This is a genomic window from Anseongella ginsenosidimutans, from assembly GCF_008033235.1.
GTDB lineage: Bacteria > Bacteroidota > Bacteroidia > Sphingobacteriales > Sphingobacteriaceae > Anseongella > Anseongella ginsenosidimutans.
In genome coordinates this window covers 1,248,619-1,265,809 of sequence record NZ_CP042432.1, presented here as the reverse complement: position 1 = coordinate 1,265,809, position 17,191 = coordinate 1,248,619, and the positions used below count along the sequence as shown (strand labels likewise).

The window sequence follows — 17,191 nt, the reverse complement described above, 5'->3', positions numbered from 1 at the left end:
TCAGCATTAAGACGCATGGCGGCTGCCACTGGTTACACCGGTGCCTTTACCCTCTTTAAAAAAATAACTAAGTTTGGCCCGCATTTGTAATATACATCGTAAACAATATAAATACCGTAAAGTGAACATAAAATTACTTCTTCTGGCTGCCTTTATTACTTTTAATTTTTTCGCCCGCGCTCAAAATACATCCGGCCTTCAGGGTTCGGTCAGCAACGAGCTTTCAGCGCCGCTGGAAGGCGCATCCATTACGATCTTAAATACGAACTTCAGCACGTTTACCAGTGAAGATGGGGATTTTCAATTTGTAGATATTCCTTATGGAGACTACGTGATCCAGGTAAGCGCTGCCGGTTATGCAAGCATTCACCGGGAAGTACAACTCCCCGCGGACAGCCGCCTTGACCTTCAGCTTTCCCGTGCGGCTGACCAGCTGGATGCTGTTACGGTCACGGCCCAGAAAAGGGAAGAAAACCTTCAGCGCGTCCCCTCAGTATCAGTACGCTTCCTGCCAGAAAGGTAGAAGAGTACCATCTCTGGAACGGCAAGGACCTGGCGGCTATTGTACCGAACCTCTATGCCGCAAATCCCGGCGATAACCGGAACGTGGTTTCCATACGGGGTATCGCCACCACTTCCTATGATCCCGCGGTGGTCACGTATATTGACGGAGTAAGCCAGTTCGGCCTGGATACCTATATTGCCCAGCTTCTCGATATCGAGCGGATAGAAGTTTTGCGCGGCCCGCAGGGAACGCTTTACGGAAGAAACGCCATGGGCGGGGTGATCAATATCATCACCCGTCAGCCGGGGAACACTTCCAGCGGCTATGTCCGGGCCGATATTGGTAATTATGGCCTGCAGCGTTACGGTTTCGGGCTGCGTACCGCGCTGGTAGAAAACAGGTTATTCCTGGGCGCGGCCGGCATGTATGACCAGACAGACGGTTATTATACCAATGTCTTTGATGATTCGGACTATGACCAGGCACAAAGCTTCATGGGCAATTATTACCTGAAATACCTGGCAAGCTCCCGCTGGTCCCTGACCCTGAACGTGAAGCACGATCAGAACCGCAACCAGGGCGCTTTCCCCCTGGTATCCAGCCCGGAAGAAGCCCTGGAAAATCCATTTGACGTAAACCAGAACGCCGTAACCGACCTGGTGGATAAAGTATTTAACGCCTCGCTGTCCGCAAACTATTACGGGGAAGCGGTCAACTTCAGCTCCCAGACCGCCTGGCAGAGCAATCACCGTTACTATACGCAACCCATTGACGGCGACTTTTCACCCGCGGATATTTATTCCATTATCAATAACTACGGAAGGGACTGGAACAACGTGAAAGTGCTTACCCAGGAATTCAGATTTTCCTCAACCGGCTCAGATGACTCGCCTTTCGAATGGACGGCCGGCCTGTACGGTTTTTACCAGGACAACCCGGTACGGCAGGGCACGCATCTGGGGAAAGACGTGGAATTCGCAGACATGGACCCTTCCATGGCGAATACGACAACGATTACCACCAATGAGGGCAGCGGCTTTGGAGTGGCAGTTTACGGCCAGGGCACGTACCGGCTTACGGAAAAGCTGGCAATCACCGCCGGCCTGCGCTATGATCATGAAGAAAAGGAACTGAGCGTAAAAGGGGAATTCCTGCAGGGGGAGCAGCCACCTATGATCATTCAGCCGGATACCGCCGCGGACGCCGGCTTCAATGCTTTTTCTCCGAAGTTAAGCCTTGCCTACGACCTTTCGGAACGCCATCATACCTACCTGACGTACAGCCGGGGCTTCCGTGCGGGGGGGATTACGCAGTATTCCGGCCAGCCAAACCAGCCGCCGCTGTACTCTTACGAGCCGGAGTATTCCAATAATTTCGAAGCGGGAATAAAAAATATGCTGGCCGGCGGAAAACTTCGCCTGAATTTCAGCGCCTTTTACATGAAAGTTACTGATGCCCAGGTGCCTACATTGGTACTGCCTCAGGCCATTACCATTACCCGGAACGTTGGCGAACTGGAAAGCAAGGGCCTGGAAATGGAAGTAGCCGCTACTCCGCTGAAAGGCCTGGAAGCAGCCTGGAATTTCGGTTATACCGATGCCGTATATACCAGCCTGCAGGTACCCGGTGAGGAAGGAACGCTGAACCTGGACGGCAACCGGCAATTATTTACCCCGAACGCAACCTCTATGTTATCGCTGCAATATACGTATACCCCGCCATCCCATCCGGGCATTCAACTGATAGCCGGGGGGCAATGGCAATATACCGGCAGCCAGTATTTTGATTTAAAGAATACCATCGAACAGGCAGGCTATTATTTGTTTCACGCCAGGGCCGGTGTTGCCACCGGGAAGTTTGAAGTATTTGCCTGGGGGCGGAATATCCTGGATAAAACCTATATAGATTACGCGTACGATTTTCGCGCGGCTCACCTGGGCGATCCGGGAACTTTCGGCGTTTCTGTGACGGCCAGGCTGTAAAACCGGGGCCTGGCCGGCCGGGTGTAACCTGGCCGGCAATTCTTTCGTCATAGTCTGCAGAAATAAAAAATAAGATAATGAACGCAGACGTAGTTGTTTTCCTGGTACCTATTATTAGTACCATTGCTATATGCGCCCTGATTTTCGGGATCCGGTATTTTATTAACCGCGAAAAGATGGCCATGATAGAGCGGGGGCTTTCAAGCGTAGAAAAGAAACGGAATTACAGCCTCATGCTGGCATTCGGCTTACTTTTCGTCGGTTTCGGCACGGGCTTATTTATTGCTTTTCTGCTTACCGAAGTGGCCTTTGGCTATCTTTCAACCGAAAACGCTGTCGCTATTTATTTTTCCATGATCTTCATTTTTGGGGGCCTGGGGCTTACTGCCTCTTACCTGATCTCCGAGAAGAAGGAACGGGAAAAAGAAGAACGGAATTATTAATGCAAGGATACAGGCCCGGTTATTGATCGTTTCCGGTCTGAAAAGCAAGCCCTGTCCCGAACTTCTCCTGCGCCGGCATATCCTGTACCATACCGGCGATTACAGAGAACAGGCAGGGCCTTGCTGCATTAAGCAGGACGTGAAGCACAAACACTATTTATTCAATACCACCCGGAAAGTAGTCCCTTTCCCTACTTCAGACTCCCTCACAAATACCTGCCCCTTATGATAGTTTTCCACAATGCGCCGGGTAAGAGAAAGGCCCAGTCCCCATCCCCGCTTACGCGTCGTATAACCCGGCTGAAAAACCGTCTCGTGCTTTGACCGCGGAATTCCCACACCGGTATCTTTAATATCCACGTAAACATGACTCTTATTCTGGGAAATATGAATGCTTATTTTTCCCTCATTGCCCCCAATTGCGTTGGCCGCGTTCCTGCAAAGGTTTTCAATGACCCATTCAAATAACTGCGTGCTGATCAAGCCTTCCGCCGGATCGCCGTTGATCTCGAAGGTTATTTTTTTAGACGTTCGCTTTCGCAGGTAACCCACGCAGCGAACAATCTCTTCCCGGATATTATACCGCTTAAGTACAGGAGTGGACCCTATTTTCGAAAACCGGTCTGCGATCAACTGCAGACGGTTCACATCATTGTCCATTTCCTCGAAAATAGGATCGTTCGTGGTATTGTACTTGTCTTTCAAAAGTTCCATCCAGGCCATCATGGAAGAAATAGGCGTACCCAGCTGGTGCGCTGTTTCCTTCGACATGCCAACCCATACCTTGTTCTGTTCCGAGCGGCGCGAATTGCTGAAAGCCAGGTAAGCCACGACCAGGAATACGGTGATGATGCTCAGCTGAATATAGGGAAAATAGCGCATCTGGGTAAGCAGCCAGGAATCCTTGTAATAAGCATACTGCTTCACACCCTGCGCCGTTTCCCAGACAATGGGCTCATGCTGCTCCCTCATGTATTCCAGTTGCTGCCTGAAATAACCGGGGTCGTACTTCAGCGATTTATTCCCGTTGGTTCCGGACAAGCTGGCGGTTTCCTTTTTAAAGGTGCGGGTGGAATCCAGGTCTTTGGTTGCCTGGATATCCCCTTCGCCATTGACAACGATCACGGGAACGCTGGTTCCTTCCTTTACCACGAAGAGCAGAAAATCGATAAATTCCTCATCCTCGGTTTCCGCCAGTTCCAGCTGCGACTTTGCCCATAATTCCGCTCCCTTTCGCTCTGATTCGGAAATCTGGTCTACCAGGTAATTGGTATAATAAAGCGATAGTATGCCAATCATCGTAGCCGTGATCAGCAGGAAGTACTTCCATCGCCGTTTTTGTTCAAAATAACTCATTCATCGAGCAAATTACGAAAACCTCTGCACAAAGACCTTACCGGATTACTTACCTTTGTGCCATGGAGAAAAAAGTGAGGGTACGTTTTGCACCCAGCCCTACCGGCCCGCTGCACATGGGCGGTATCCGCACCGCCTTATACAATTATTTGTTCGCCAGGAAACATGGCGGCGATTTCCTGCTGCGCATAGAAGACACGGATCAGAACCGCTATGTGCCCGGCGCGGAAAACTATATCGTGGAAGCCCTGCGCTGGTGCGGAATCCCACCCAACGAGGGTGCTGGGTTTGGAGACGGGCCCTTTTCTCCCTATCGCCAATCTGAACGGAAAGAACATTATCGCCTTTATGCGGAACAGCTGGTGCAACAGGGATCCGCTTATTATGCTTTTGATACGCCGGAAGAACTGGACGCCCTGCGGGAACGGCTGAAGGCCGAAAAGTCGGCCGTGCAGCAGTACGGCCCATCCACCCGCGAGGGCATGAATAATTCTCTTTCTTTAGACAAGGAGGAAGTCCGCAGCCGAATAGAAAGGGGCGAACCCTATGTGATCCGGATGAAAATGCCGGCCAGCGGGGAAGTGGTATTCCGCGATATCATACGCGGCGAAGTACGCGTGCAAACCGCCACCCTTGATGATAAAGTATTGTTCAAGTCGGACGGTATGCCCACCTATCACCTGGCCAACGTGGTAGATGACCACCTGATGGAGATCAGCCATGTGATCAGGGGTGAGGAATGGCTCCCTTCCACGCCGCTTCATGTACTTTTGTACCGCCTTTTCGGCTGGGAGCAGCCGGAATTCGCCCACCTGCCCTTATTGCTGAAACCTGACGGCAATGGAAAACTAAGCAAGCGTGACGGGGACCGCCTGGGCTTCCCGGTATTCCCTCTTGAATGGAAGGATCCAATAAGCGGGGAAACCAGCAGCGGTTACCGCGAAAAGGGCTTCTTTCCGGAAGCGTTTATCAATATGCTGGCGCTGCTCGGATGGAGTCCTGCTGATGAGCGGGAAATAATGAACCTCCGGGAACTTACCGAAGCTTTCCAGCTGGAAAAAGTCCATAAAGCCGGCTCCAAATACAATTACGAAAAAGCGCTGTGGTTTAACCAGCAATACCTGCAGCAGCAAAGCGATCATGAACTGGCGGGCCTCTTCCTGCCCTTGCTTGCGGAAAAGGGTGTGCAGGCAAGCGAAGCGTTCACCACCCGGGTAGCGGGCCTGGTAAAGGAGCGCTGCAGCCTTAGCGCCGACCTTTGGGAACAAAGCTGGTTCTTTTTCCTTCGCCCTGAAAGCTACGATACGGAATCCGTGAAAAAGAAATGGGATGCCGGGAAAAAGGCATTTTTTGATAAGGTTATCCAGCTCTTTGAGTCGGATCAGGCGCTATGGGCAGCCGACGCCGCATCTTCCCCGGAACCTGTTCCCGGCGAGCAGCTGCTGGAAGAAAAATTCAAAGCCCTGATGCAGGAGGAAGGCCTGAAACCAGGCGAGGTTATGCTGCCGCTGCGCATTATGCTCACCGGCGGCAAGTTCGGCCCGGCTGTTTTCAGCATCGCCGCCCTGCTTGGCCGCGAAGAAACCATTTATCGCATCCGTACGGCCCTGCCGGCTTTCGACTGAAGGCGGTAAAATTATCCTTTACCAGCCATTTTCGCCCAGGTATCCTTCAGGGTAACCGTGCGGTTGAATACCGGCTTTCCTTCCCGGCTGTCCATGTCGGCGCAGAAATAGCCTTTTCGCATGAACTGGAAACGGTCGCCGGGTTTCGCCTCGGCAAGCGAGGGTTCAATCATGGCGTCCGGAATAACCTGTAAAGAATCGGGGTTTACCAGTTCGCGGAAGTCTGCTTCTTCCCCTGCCGGGTTTTCCGTAAGGAATAAGCGATCGTACAACCGTACTTCGGCCTGTTTTGCATGTGCGGCGCTCAGCCAGTGGATGGTCCCTTTTACTTTGAGGCCGCTGGTGTCCTGGCTGCTCCGGCTTTCGGGAATGTAGGAACAGTAAATGACAGTGATATTTCCGTCCGCGTCCTTTTCAAAATTCTCGCATTTTACAATGTATGCGCTCTTGAGGCGGACCATATTGCCTACCGCAAGGCGAAAGAATTTTTTCGGAGGATTTTCCATAAAGTCCTCCCGCTCGATATACAGTTCCCGGCCGAAGGGTACCTTACGCGTACCTGCCGAAGGGTCTTCCGGATTATTATCCGTCTCCATCTCCTCAAAGCTGTTCTCCGGGTAATTGCTGATCACCAGCTTTACCGGGTCCAGGACGGCCATAACCCGGGTGGCCGTTTTGTTAAGATCTTCCCGGATGCAATATTCCAGCAGGCTTACGTCTATCATATTGTCACGGCGCTGCACACCCACCTTCTCGCAGAAATCGCGGATAGAAGCAGGCGTATAACCCCTTCGCCGGAAGGCGCTGATGGTAGGCATGCGGGGATCGTCCCATCCATCCACGATCTTCTCTTCCACCAGCTGCAGCAGCTTGCGCTTGCTCATGACGGTATAACTCAGGTTCAGCCGCGCAAATTCATATTGTTTCGAAGGAAAGATGTTCAGTTTCTCAATAAACCAATCGTATAAGGGACGGTGTACCACAAATTCCAGCGTGCATATGGAATGGGTGATCGCTTCCATGCTGTCGCTCTGCCCGTGGGCAAAGTCGTACATCGGGTATATGCACCAGTTATCGCCTGTACGGTGATGATGCGCAAATTTAATGCGGTACATTAGAGGATCGCGCAAATGCATGTTGGGGCTGGCCATGTCAATTTTAGCACGCAGCACCTTTTCGCCCTCCCGGAATTCGCCCTTGCGCATTCGCTCAAACAAGTCCAGGTTTTCTTCAACGCTCCTGTTCCTGCAGGGGCTCTCCTTCCCGGGTTCGGTTGGCGTGCCTTTTAACCGCGCGATCTCTTCGGCCGAAGCGTCGTCCACATAGGCATGGCCGTCCCTGATCAGTTGCAGGGCGTATTGATACAGCTGTTCGAAATAATCGGAAGCGAAATGCTCTTCCGCCCATTCAAAACCCAGCCATTTAATATCTTCTTTTATCGAGGCAACATAATCGGCTTTTTCCTTTGCGGGATTAGTATCATCAAAACGAAGGTTGCATTTTCCGCCGAAACGCCTCGCCAGCCCAAAATTCAGGCAGATGGACTTGGCATGACCTATATGGAGGAAGCCGTTAGGTTCAGGAGGGAAACGGGTATGTACCCTTCCCCCGTGTTTCCCATCGGCAATGTCCTTTTCAATAATATCTTCTATGAAGTTATTCGACCGTTCTTCGCTCATCGTCTGTTTAAATATCCTGCAAATCTAACAAAACTGTTGATTACAAAGGAGCGGGCGCCGCCAGGTCCCTCCTTTGTTGCCGCCGGCGCATTATTTATACGCAGCTTCGTTACGCAGCGCGGTCCTGATCCGGGTACCTGCGTACTGCCTGGTGATCGAAATACGCGTGTGGCAAATACTAAATTCGTTCACCCCAAACCTGGCTGTTTTTGCCCCTGCCTGCTTTAAAAAAAATCTCCATAGTCACCGCTAGGCAGATTTTTTTTTCATTGTCAGGAACAAAAACAGCATTGGCTTAAGTAAACCAATTTAGTATTTGCCACACTAGAGAAGGCTTCTTGCCTTAAATTCAAGGTATTTGTTGATGGTATTAATAGTAAGGTCGGCCGGAGGGGTCAGCAGGGCCTGGATCCCGTGCAGGTTAAGTTCTTTCACGATCAGCCGTTTTTCGTAGGCGAACTTTTCGGCAGTTGTTTTCAGGTAAATACTTTCGGTATCGGCGGGATAACTGTCCAGCACTTCTTTCAGCTCGGTATTTTCAAAGAAAACGGTCAGCAGCAGATGGTACTTTGCCAGGCCCTTTAAATAGGGCAGCTGCCTCTTCATTCCGGAAAGGCTTTCAAAATTAGTAAAAAGCACCAGCAGGCTGCGTTGCGTTACCTTACGCCGCAGGGTAGCATACAGTAATTCATAATTGGATTCCAGGTATTGGGTACGCTGGTTATAAAGTACCTCCAGGATCGTATTAAGGTGAGACCGTTGCTTCCCGGCCTGTACCATGTTTCCCATTTTATTTGAAAAAGTGACCAGCCCTGCCTTATCGCCTTTCAGCAATGCCGTATTGGCAAGGACAAGAGAGGCGTTGATCGCATAATCCATCAGGCTAAGCCCCTCAAAGGGCATTTGCATGCCTCTGCCCTTGTCAATCAGGCTGTATACCTGCTGGGAACGTTCTTCCTGGAAAGCGTTCAGCATGATATCCCCTTTCCTGGCCGTAGCCTTCCAGTTAATAAAACGCGGATCATCCCCGATCACATAGTTACGGACCTGCTCAAATTCCATGCTGTTACCCAGGCGGCGCACTTTTTTTATTCCCGCTTCCTGCAGCCGGTTGGAAATGGCCAGCAGTTCAAAGCGTCGCATCTGAAGAAAGGAGGGGTACACCTTTACCGTTTCTTCCTGCTCGAACCGGAACCGCCGCTGCACCAGCCCCAGGCGCCCTGAAGCAAATAAGTTAAGCGCTCCGAAATCGTACTCGCCCCGCTTTACCGGCCTGAGCTGGTAAATAATTTCTTTTGTTTCCGCACTGCGCAAGCTAGTCCGGTATAGCAGATCGCGTTTCTGGAACTGGAAAGGTAATTCATCGATCAATTCCAGCCGGATGGAAAAAGGGTAGCGGTTTTCAAGATAGATAGAAATATCATTAGCGTTTCCGTTGGACAAACGTTCCGGCAAAAGCCGCCTGGCAAAGAGCGGGTCCTTTAAACGGAAAAGGGCGTATATATCAAAAACGGAAAGCAGGATCAGCAGGAAAAAGGCCAGCCGGGCAATAGGGAAAAGAGAAGGAAAGGGAAAGGCGAAAAGGAACAGGGCAGTGATTATCCCCACAGCGATAAAGAACCGTCCTTTTAAATAGAGCCTTTTTAACATGCTACCGGGGGACTTCCAGCTTCTGCACGATCTGCTTGATAACACCTTCTACGGCATGCCCCTCCATTTCCCGTTCGGCGGTAAGCTGGATCCGGTGGCACAAAACCGGCACGGCCAGCTCCTGGATATCTTCGGGGGTAATAAAATCCCTTCCCCGTATGGCGGCAAGCGCTTTGGAAGCGTTCAGCAGCGCTACAGATGCGCGGGGAGAGGCGCCGAGAAAAAGAAAAGGATTATTCCGTGTTCCGGTTACCAGTTTGGCAATGTATTCCATTAGTTTAGGTTCCACATGCACCTGGCGTACCTTCTCTCTGGCATCGGCTATGGCAGCTGTTGAAACGACAGAAGCAATGCCGGAGGCAGGGCCGGCCACATCGTGATGACCGGCAAGTATCCTGATCTCTTCTTCCAGGCTGGGGTAAGGCACCTGGATCTTGAACAGAAAGCGGTCTAACTGAGCTTCGGGGAGCCGGTAGGTTCCTTCCTGCTCTATAGGGTTCTGGGTGGCCACGACAAGGAAGGGTATGTCCATTAGATAAGTGGTCCCGTCATTGGTTACCTGCCGCTCTTCCATTACTTCAAATAAGGCGGCCTGCGTTTTTGCCGGCGCCCGGTTGATCTCGTCTATTAAGATAACATTGGAAAAAATGGGGCCCTTCCGGAATTCGAACTGTGTTTTTGCCGGGTGGAAAACGGAGGTACCCAGGACATCGGAGGGCATCAGATCGGGCGTGAACTGGATGCGGCTGAAACCGGTATCCAGGGTTTTCGCCAGTGTCTTGGCCATGAGGGTTTTTGCAACACCAGGCACGCCTTCTATCAGCACGTGGCCGTCCGCGAGAATAGCGGCAATCAATAGTTCAATTACTTCATCCTGGCCCACTACCACGCGGGAAAACTCTTCTTTTATTTTCTGCACGCTTTCGTTCAAACTGCTGAAATCGGTGCGTTGGGGAAAATCGGGTGCCAGGTTTCCGGCGGAAAGTTCTTCTGATGCCGGTGTTGAAGACGCTTCCGGAGAAGGCTCCCCGGCCTGGTCCATATCATTTTTATCCATAAGGTAAAGGTAATAATCCGGACGGAAAAATACAGTCCCCGTCAATTACCCGCTTGCATCAGCCGATGAAGGGCTATTCCGAGCGTAATGATCTGACAGGATTCATCAAGGCCGCCCGGATACTTTGAAAACTTATTGTCAAAAGTGCGATCAGCAGAATGGCCAGGCTGGTCAAAACGAACACGCCCAGGCTCATCTCCACCCGGTAGGGATAATTATTCAGCCATTGCTGCATAAAAAACCATGCGGCCGGAATAGCAATAAGCAGGGCGGCAAGCACAAGCTTCATAAAATCATGCGAAAGAACCATGATAATTCCGGGGATACTCGCTCCCAGCACTTTCCTTACCCCTATCTCCTTGGTTCTCTGTTCGATAACCATCAAAGCCACCGCAAACAGCCCGAGGCAGGAAAGCAGGATGGCAATGCCGGAAGCAAAACCAAAGACCTGCGAGAGCCTCTCTTCATCCCTGTACTGGGCATCAATGTTCTCATTCAGAAAGGAGCCGAGAAATTCCGAGCGGGGGGCCGCCTCTTTCCAGGCCTGCTTTAATTTATCCATCGAACCTGCCAGGCTTTGGGGGGATACGCGCACAAAAATGTAGCTTATCGCTTCCTCATTGGAAAAGTGCATGGTAATGGGCTGCACCTTATTGGCCAGTGAATACAAATGAAAGTCGGGTACCAGGCCAATCACCTGGTAGGGAGTGGCGCCCGTATCGGTTTGAAAGAATTTCCCTACCGGATCAGTCATGCCCAGCTTTTGGGCCAGGCTCTCGCTGATAATGACCCGGTGGTCTGCATCAGCGGGAAAAGCTGGATCGAATTCCCTGCCCGCCAGCAATTCAATATCAAGTGTTTTAAGGTATTCATAGTCTACCAGCAGCCAGTCTGTCGATACCTCTTGCCCTTTGTAGTTAAAACTTATTACTGACCGGGTACTGCTGCGGTCGCGGCCAATGCCAAGATTCACCCCCGTTCCTGTGATGGCTTGTATCTGCGGATCATTCGCAAGCATGTTGCGCATACGCCCGAGGGCCTGCCTGCCGTCTACTTTGCTTCCCACGGGAATGCTGATCACCTGCTCCTTTTCAAAGCCAAGCGGCTGCTTCCGCAGGTAATTCACCTGGCGGGCGGCAGTAATTGTACAGCAGATAAGCAAGCTCGCCATCGCAAACTGCATCACGATCAGGGAATTTCGCAAAAGGCCGGGGCGCTTTAGCGATACTTTCCCTTTCAGTACTTCTACCGGGTTGAACCTGGAAAGCTGCCAGGCAGGATAACCGCCGGCTGCCAGCGTGAGAAGGGCCAGCACCCCAAGCATCAGGGCGGCAAAACCCGGGCTAAACAGCCAGGAAGGGTTGAGCGGGGCCTGGAACAATGCATTGTATTGCGGCAAAAGCAGCCAGGCGAGCAGGCCTCCAACCAGGAAACCCGCAACGCATATCATAGCAGCTTCTCCCCATATTTGAACAAAAAGCTGGCTTTTAAGCGCCCCCAACGATTTACGGACCCCCACTTCCCTGGCCCTGGTAAAGGACCTTGCCACATTCAGGTTAATAAAGTTGATACCTGCGATCAGCAGAATAAAAAATGCGATACCCAGTATGGCATAGATCACCGTTGCGGGTACTCCTCCCCCTATTTCCGTATCAAAATGAACCCGGGAAAGCAATTGCAGCCGCAGCGCGAAAATATCCCCTGCTTGTCCGGCCGGGCGCCTTTTTTTTCCAGTACTTCGAAGCTGCGCGGAAAGTACTTTTGGGTAAAGGGCTTTAGCCGGGCTGTGAGCGTTCCGGCGTTTGCATGGGGCGCCAGCTTCAGGAAAACCGTGTGTGAATAGGCATCCCATTTATCTTTATCGGTTTGGTAGGCGGGATGATTTTCTATCCGCATCAAGGCATTATACCGGATTGAAGAGTTCTCAGGGGCGTTTTCCAGGACGCCTGTAACAATATATACCTTGTTTTCGCCCATGGTTCCAATCTGCAGCTGCTTGTTCAAGGGATCCTCTTCGCCGAAAATATCCGCGGCCATATCGCTGCTAATGACAATGCTGCCCGGATCTTTCAGCGCAGTTTCCCGGTTCCCTTTAATCATGGGAAAGGAAAATATCCGCAAAAAATCCGCGTCGGTCATGGTGAGCGTTTTGTCGAAATATTTTCCCTGGTACTCCACCTGGCTTCCCATGGTCATAACCCTTGCGGCCGCTTCCACTTCCGGGTATTCCTCTTTGAGAGCCGGGGTAAGCGGCATGGGCATAGAGCCCTTCCTCTCTGCATTCTCAGGATCATTGGAAAAGAAGTAAGCCTGGAATATGCGGTCCTTATCCTGGTGAAAGGAATCATAATTCAAATGAAACCAGGCAGTCAGAAACAGAAAAATGGACGTACAAAAGGCCGCTGAAAGACCCAATACATTAATAGCGGCATAGCCCTTACTTTTCCAAAGGCCGCGAAAAGCGATTTTAAGGTAATTCTTTAGCATAATGGGCTCTGACGCAAGAAACCTGCCATGCACTGAAAGCCGCTGCAAATCAAAAATAAGCAGCTTTTAACCTTCCCTCTGTCCGGAAATGAACGATCATTGTCCGTTTCCGGACAAGCCGCACTAGCAAGGTTAAACCTTTTTCATCCCGACAGCTCTAATGTGATAAATATAATGAATATGAATACGAAAAAGACCTTGCTGTTCAGCATGTTACTTTTTGCTGTCAGCTTGCCGGCCCTGGCACAGGAAAAGGCCGGGGGACAGCGCCGGGCAAGACCGGGCAGCGAGCAAATGATCACGGCCATGAAGGAGCGGCTGGACCTGAGTGAAGACCAGGTAGTGAAGATCCGGGAAATCTATAAAAAATCACGGGAAGAATTCGGGAAGTTTCGCCAGGAGAATGCGGAAGCAAATGACCAGCAGCGGGAGAAATTAAGGGAGCTGCGAAAAAAGCAGCAGCAAGACATCCATGCTGTTTTAACAGAAGAGCAGCAAAAGGAACTGAAAGCATGGAGAGAGGAACGGCAGCAAGGCCAGCGGCGCCGGCCAAGGCCCGACAGCCAGTAATTGCTGTGAGCGAGCGCAGCCCCGGCTACGCTCGCTTTTTGTAAAAATCTTCTATCCGGTTGTTAAGGGCATGCAGTTCCGCCTCAGTGATCAGGTCAACGACTTTCACATAAGCAATGCTGCGAAACAGTTCTTCAAGGCTTGCCTTTTCAATGCCCGATTTGGCTGAAAGCCGGCTGACAAAGCCCGGATCAGCAAGCGGGTCTTCTGATGCTTCCTGGTACCGGTTGCGCAGGTGTTCCAGGAAAAACCCGCACTTTTTCAAAGCGATATCTTTAAAGTCACGCTGGTTATAATACAGGCTGCTTACCACACCTGCAAATTCCAGGCTGGTATTTTTCAGCGGTTCCACAAGGGGAATCACCCGCTGCCTGCGCTTTCCCAGGAAAACGATATACAGGATAACTCCCCCAAGCAGGAGGTACCAGGCCCAACGCAGCGTAATATACCTCCCGATAATGCCCAGGAGGGATTTACTGCCTACCCGCCCTTGTTTATAATATTCGTCCCACAAGACCGGCTTCAGCGGCAGGTAAGAAAGGGCCCTGAAGGCATACTCGTGGCCCCGGTTCCGCAGCACATAATAATTGCTGAACATAGCCGGCTGGCTGTGCAGGTAAAAATTTCCCTGCCCGTGACTTACGCGTATAAAATTTGCTTTCCCTGAAAGGTCCTCAGAAATTTTTACCGACCTCAGCGAATCGCCGCCGGAGAACCACGTAAACGGAGCAAGCGGCGGATAGGAATAACGCTCGTTAGCCAGATAAGGGCTTACAAAGCGTACCAGGCTGTCGGGAGGCATCACGCCGGTTTCTGTTTCGATATGAAGGGAATCCAGGAAGGCCTGTTCAAATATCCCGGCGGCAATAAATGCCGTATTGCCTTTGCCGACAAAGCCGAGCAAGGCTTCCAGGTCGTACTCATCGGTACGAAAGCGCGGCCCGATAAATAAGTAATTTCCGGTAAGTGTGGAATCGCTGAATAAATTATAGGCCGGGACGCGAACCGTTTCAACATCGGCTCCGGGAAAGGATTCATTCAGCAATTCAAATAAGGCATAGGTACCGTAGGGAATCTTATCAGTATTGATATAGGTTTGCGACCAGCTTACAGGTTCCGGACGGTACCATTCCACCAGTATATAGGCCAGCGCCAGGAGCAGCAGCAGGACCATATAGCCGTTTATCTTTCTCTTTTTCATGTGGACTGGCCGCCTATGGAATTTTTCAGCGCATGGAATTCCGCCCTTGCGGCTTCAAAATCTGCTTCCCCGGGTGAAGTTTCCCCGTACCACACGTATTCGAAAAGCCTGGTCAGGCGGCCGAACCGGTCGCGGAGTTCTTTGCTGCTGATCTCCCGGAAGTACTGCCGGTTGGTCTTATCCGGATGCCATTCTATTAGCCCGGCGCCGGAAAGGTGCCGTAAAATATCCAGGTAATACAGGCGGATCGCCAGCCGGAAGTTTCGCTGTCCGAGGGCTTCTTCCATGCGTTCTTTAAAATCGTCGTGCGCCAGGCCTGCTGTTGCTTCCCGAAAAGGAATATTACTTGAAACAGTTTTTTTCCGCAGAAATGAATCCGGGTCTATTCCAAGCAACTTCATGGTAACCAATGCAATCGCCAGCAAGACAATTGTCCATGGGATAACCCTGGTCAGAAAAAAGCTCCAGAAGCCAAGGCCTTCGCCATTTTGAAATACCTGGGTCAATTGCTGCCCCAGCCATATCCAGAAATTCGCCCACCAGGAATCATTATCGGGAACAGCATACAAGTAGGAAAAATCTTTATCCGTCTTCAGGGATTCCAACGCTTCCCGCGAAGGGATCCTGAGAGGCACCCTTGAACTGTCGGAAGGCAGCTCCGCCGCCGCCGCGGGAATGACGAGGCAAATGCAAAAAAGCAGTACCCTAATACTCACCTTCATTTGGGTTAAAATCCTTTTCCCGGCCCAGGGAATCAATCTCGCGCATCAGGCCAATGCTTTCCTGCCTTTCTACGAGGTTAAAGTACTGGAAGCCTATGGCGATATGCAGGATGCTGTACAAAAGCGTTTCGCCAAGCATACCTATAATAGACGCCAGGATAATGATCATCTGGACAGAACTTCCGTTTTCCCATTGCAGGATCTCCTTGAAAAAAGAGATCAGCAGGATAGGGATCTGGAAAGCGATCCCTATGATGGTAACGATAATGCTCACCACGACTATGAGTCCGAACGTGGACCACCATTTGCCGCTTACCAGCTTCCAGCTCCGGCTATAGGAGGCCGGCCAGCTTTTTCCCTCGGCAAAGATAACGGGAGCAAAAAGCCCGGTCCTGACAGCGACGAATAGCAGGGGGCAAAGAATAAAAATAGCTGCAACAGGTACCAGGAAGGCCCGCTCCCCGATGGCGGCAAAGTCCGTGAGGGTTCCGAAAAACACAAGCATCAAAATCAGCGAGATCGCCAGCGTCATAAAAAAAAGGCCGAACAGGTAAACCCAGGTAGCAAGGAACAGACTCACAAAGCGTTGCTTGAAACGTTCCCATACTTCGCCGGTGCTGATCATTTCGCCCGGACGCTCAAGATAAGCGCACATATAGGCGAAAGTGACGCCAATAACAACAATTCTTCCGATACCCGTAACGATCAATGTTACAATATAGTTGACGTTGAATATATTCCGGGACATGAACTGAAAAGGATCACTGCTTTCTCCCATACTTTCCACGTTAAGGGTCAGTAAGTTTGACTGGTATAATCCCATGAAAACACCGGCCACAAGACTTACAGGCCCCGCGTAATACAGGAGGCTCTTAAAGAGGGGTCCGAAATTCTGCTGCAGAAAGAGAAATGTATCGCTAATCTTCTGGCCGAAATCCCGTTCTTCCCTCAGGTTGATCTTTTCCATTCGCAAAGGAGGTTCTTAATTTAATGGGGTAAATTACAAAATAATATAAAATAAAGGCCGCCGAGCAGGTAATGATCCCGATACTTAACCACATGGGCATGCCGGTATGGCGCGTCACGAATCCTTCGAGGAAACCGGCGACAATAAATACCGGAACAAGGCCGATCACGATCTTTAATCCTCTCCGGGCACCCCGCTTGAATGACTCAAGCCGCGACCAGGTGCCAGGGAACAGCAGGCTGTTGCCCATTACCATACCGGCCGCCCCTGCGATGATAATCGCTGAAATTTCCAGTGTTCCGTGGATCCAGATAGTCAGTACAGAACTTGTAAGCAGCCCCTTTTGGTAAAAGAAGTACTGAAAAGCCCCCAGCATGATCCCGTTCCTGAACAGTATCCAAACCGTGCCGAATGAAAACAGGGCGCCGGCGACAAATGCAAGGAAAGATACTTTTATATTATTGAACGTTATGAAAAGGAACATTTCCGCCTGGTCCATACTCTTGTAGACGGCCATAGGGTCTCCCTTTTCAATATTTTCCAGAGTCATATTCACATACCGGTCACCCAGGATCAGGCGCACGAAGGATTCATCCTGCGCCGTGGAAAACACCCCGAAGCAAGAAGCCAGGAGGAATATCAGGAAAGAATAGAGCAGGTACCTCCGGGAAGCAGCCAGTTCAATCGGCAGCTCCCTTGTCCAGAACTTCAGGAAACGGTTGCGGTTTTCCCGTTTATTTCGGTAAATAAGCAGGTGATACCTGGATGCGATCCCGTTCAGGTACCGGACAGTTTCGGATCCGGGGTAAAAGGTCCTTGCGTAGGAAAGATCATCAGTAAGTTCAATAAAATTCCGGGCCAGCTCATCCGCAGCGGTTCCCTGAATATCTTCAAAGGCTTTCCATTTACCGGCATTATGCTTCACAAAAACTGCTTCCCGCATAAAC

The 17,191-nt window shown here is 50.9% G+C and carries 15 protein-coding genes; 5 read left to right on the top strand and 10 right to left on the bottom strand.

The window, feature by feature from the left end; genetic code table 11:
- Positions 1–121: 121 nt before the first annotated feature.
- The 3 genes from FRZ59_RS05305 to FRZ59_RS05295 all read left to right on the top strand — a co-directional run bounded on the left by FRZ59_RS05305 (position 122) and on the right by FRZ59_RS05295 (position 2,930).
- On the top strand, positions 122–523 hold the full coding sequence (locus FRZ59_RS05305; protein WP_158640535.1) for a carboxypeptidase-like regulatory domain-containing protein: 402 nt from the start codon (positions 122–124) through the stop codon (positions 521–523).
- Entirely contained in the window at positions 496–2,487 is a 1,992-nt protein-coding gene (locus FRZ59_RS05300; RefSeq protein WP_225975268.1) for a TonB-dependent receptor, read from the top strand. The genes FRZ59_RS05305 and FRZ59_RS05300 overlap by 28 nt, the downstream gene beginning before the upstream one ends.
- 77 nt (positions 2,488–2,564) lie before the next feature.
- Positions 2,565–2,930, top strand: coding sequence for a DUF6249 domain-containing protein (locus FRZ59_RS05295; RefSeq protein WP_132128267.1), 366 nt, complete (start codon positions 2,565–2,567; stop codon positions 2,928–2,930).
- Between the two features lie 153 nt (positions 2,931–3,083).
- Here FRZ59_RS05295 and FRZ59_RS05290 read toward each other — a convergent pair whose 3' ends face one another.
- Positions 3,084–4,286, bottom strand: coding sequence for a sensor histidine kinase (locus tag FRZ59_RS05290; RefSeq protein ID WP_132128266.1), 1,203 nt, complete (start codon positions 4,284–4,286; stop codon positions 3,084–3,086).
- A gap of 62 nt (positions 4,287–4,348) precedes the next feature.
- Here FRZ59_RS05290 and gltX point away from each other — a divergent pair, with 62 nt between their 5' ends.
- Positions 4,349–5,911, top strand: coding sequence for a glutamate--tRNA ligase (gene gltX / locus FRZ59_RS05285; RefSeq protein WP_132128265.1), 1,563 nt, complete (start codon positions 4,349–4,351; stop codon positions 5,909–5,911).
- A gap of 11 nt (positions 5,912–5,922) precedes the next feature.
- Here the strand turns inward: gltX and FRZ59_RS05280 are convergent, their stop codons facing one another.
- From FRZ59_RS05280 to FRZ59_RS18850, 5 genes are all read right to left on the bottom strand, one after another.
- Complete coding sequence (locus FRZ59_RS05280) at positions 5,923–7,590, bottom strand: glutamine--tRNA ligase/YqeY domain fusion protein (protein WP_132128264.1); 1,668 nt, start codon at positions 7,588–7,590, stop codon at positions 5,923–5,925.
- Positions 7,591–7,914: 324 nt separating this feature from the next.
- A complete protein-coding gene (locus FRZ59_RS05275) occupies positions 7,915–9,240 on the bottom strand; it encodes a DUF58 domain-containing protein (protein WP_132128263.1) in 1,326 nt (441 codons plus the stop codon).
- Position 9,241: 1 nt separating this feature from the next.
- On the bottom strand, positions 9,242–10,297 hold the full coding sequence (locus tag FRZ59_RS05270) for an AAA family ATPase (protein WP_132128262.1): 1,056 nt from the start codon (positions 10,295–10,297) through the stop codon (positions 9,242–9,244).
- A gap of 73 nt (positions 10,298–10,370) precedes the next feature.
- The gene (locus FRZ59_RS18855; protein WP_225975198.1) at positions 10,371–11,918 is read right to left on the bottom strand and encodes an FtsX-like permease family protein; all 1,548 of its coding nucleotides are present in this window, start codon (positions 11,916–11,918) and stop codon (positions 10,371–10,373) included.
- Between the two features lie 20 nt (positions 11,919–11,938).
- Positions 11,939–12,784 (bottom strand): ABC transporter permease, encoded by an 846-nt coding sequence (locus FRZ59_RS18850; protein ID WP_225975197.1) that lies wholly within the window; start codon positions 12,782–12,784, stop codon positions 11,939–11,941.
- A gap of 180 nt (positions 12,785–12,964) precedes the next feature.
- Here FRZ59_RS18850 and FRZ59_RS05260 point away from each other — a divergent pair, with 180 nt between their 5' ends.
- Positions 12,965–13,354, top strand: a complete 390-nt coding sequence (locus tag FRZ59_RS05260; RefSeq protein WP_132128260.1) for a hypothetical protein — start codon at positions 12,965–12,967, stop codon at positions 13,352–13,354.
- 25 nt (positions 13,355–13,379) lie between these two features.
- Here FRZ59_RS05260 and FRZ59_RS05255 read toward each other — a convergent pair whose 3' ends face one another.
- From FRZ59_RS05255 to FRZ59_RS05240, 4 genes are read right to left on the bottom strand one after another with little or no spacing between them, the layout of a single operon-like run.
- Positions 13,380–14,555, bottom strand: a complete 1,176-nt coding sequence (locus FRZ59_RS05255) for a DUF4350 domain-containing protein (RefSeq protein WP_132128259.1) — start codon at positions 14,553–14,555, stop codon at positions 13,380–13,382.
- Complete coding sequence (locus tag FRZ59_RS05250) at positions 14,552–15,271, bottom strand: DUF4129 domain-containing protein (protein WP_158640533.1); 720 nt, start codon at positions 15,269–15,271, stop codon at positions 14,552–14,554. Before FRZ59_RS05250 ends, FRZ59_RS05255 begins: the two co-directional genes overlap by 4 nt.
- Complete coding sequence (locus FRZ59_RS05245) at positions 15,261–16,244, bottom strand: DUF7847 domain-containing protein (protein WP_132128257.1); 984 nt, start codon at positions 16,242–16,244, stop codon at positions 15,261–15,263. Before FRZ59_RS05245 ends, FRZ59_RS05250 begins: the two co-directional genes overlap by 11 nt.
- Positions 16,195–17,187 (bottom strand): stage II sporulation protein M, encoded by a 993-nt coding sequence (locus FRZ59_RS05240; RefSeq protein ID WP_132128256.1) that lies wholly within the window; start codon positions 17,185–17,187, stop codon positions 16,195–16,197. The genes FRZ59_RS05245 and FRZ59_RS05240 overlap by 50 nt, the downstream gene beginning before the upstream one ends.
- Between the last annotated feature and the right edge of the window lie 4 nt (positions 17,188–17,191).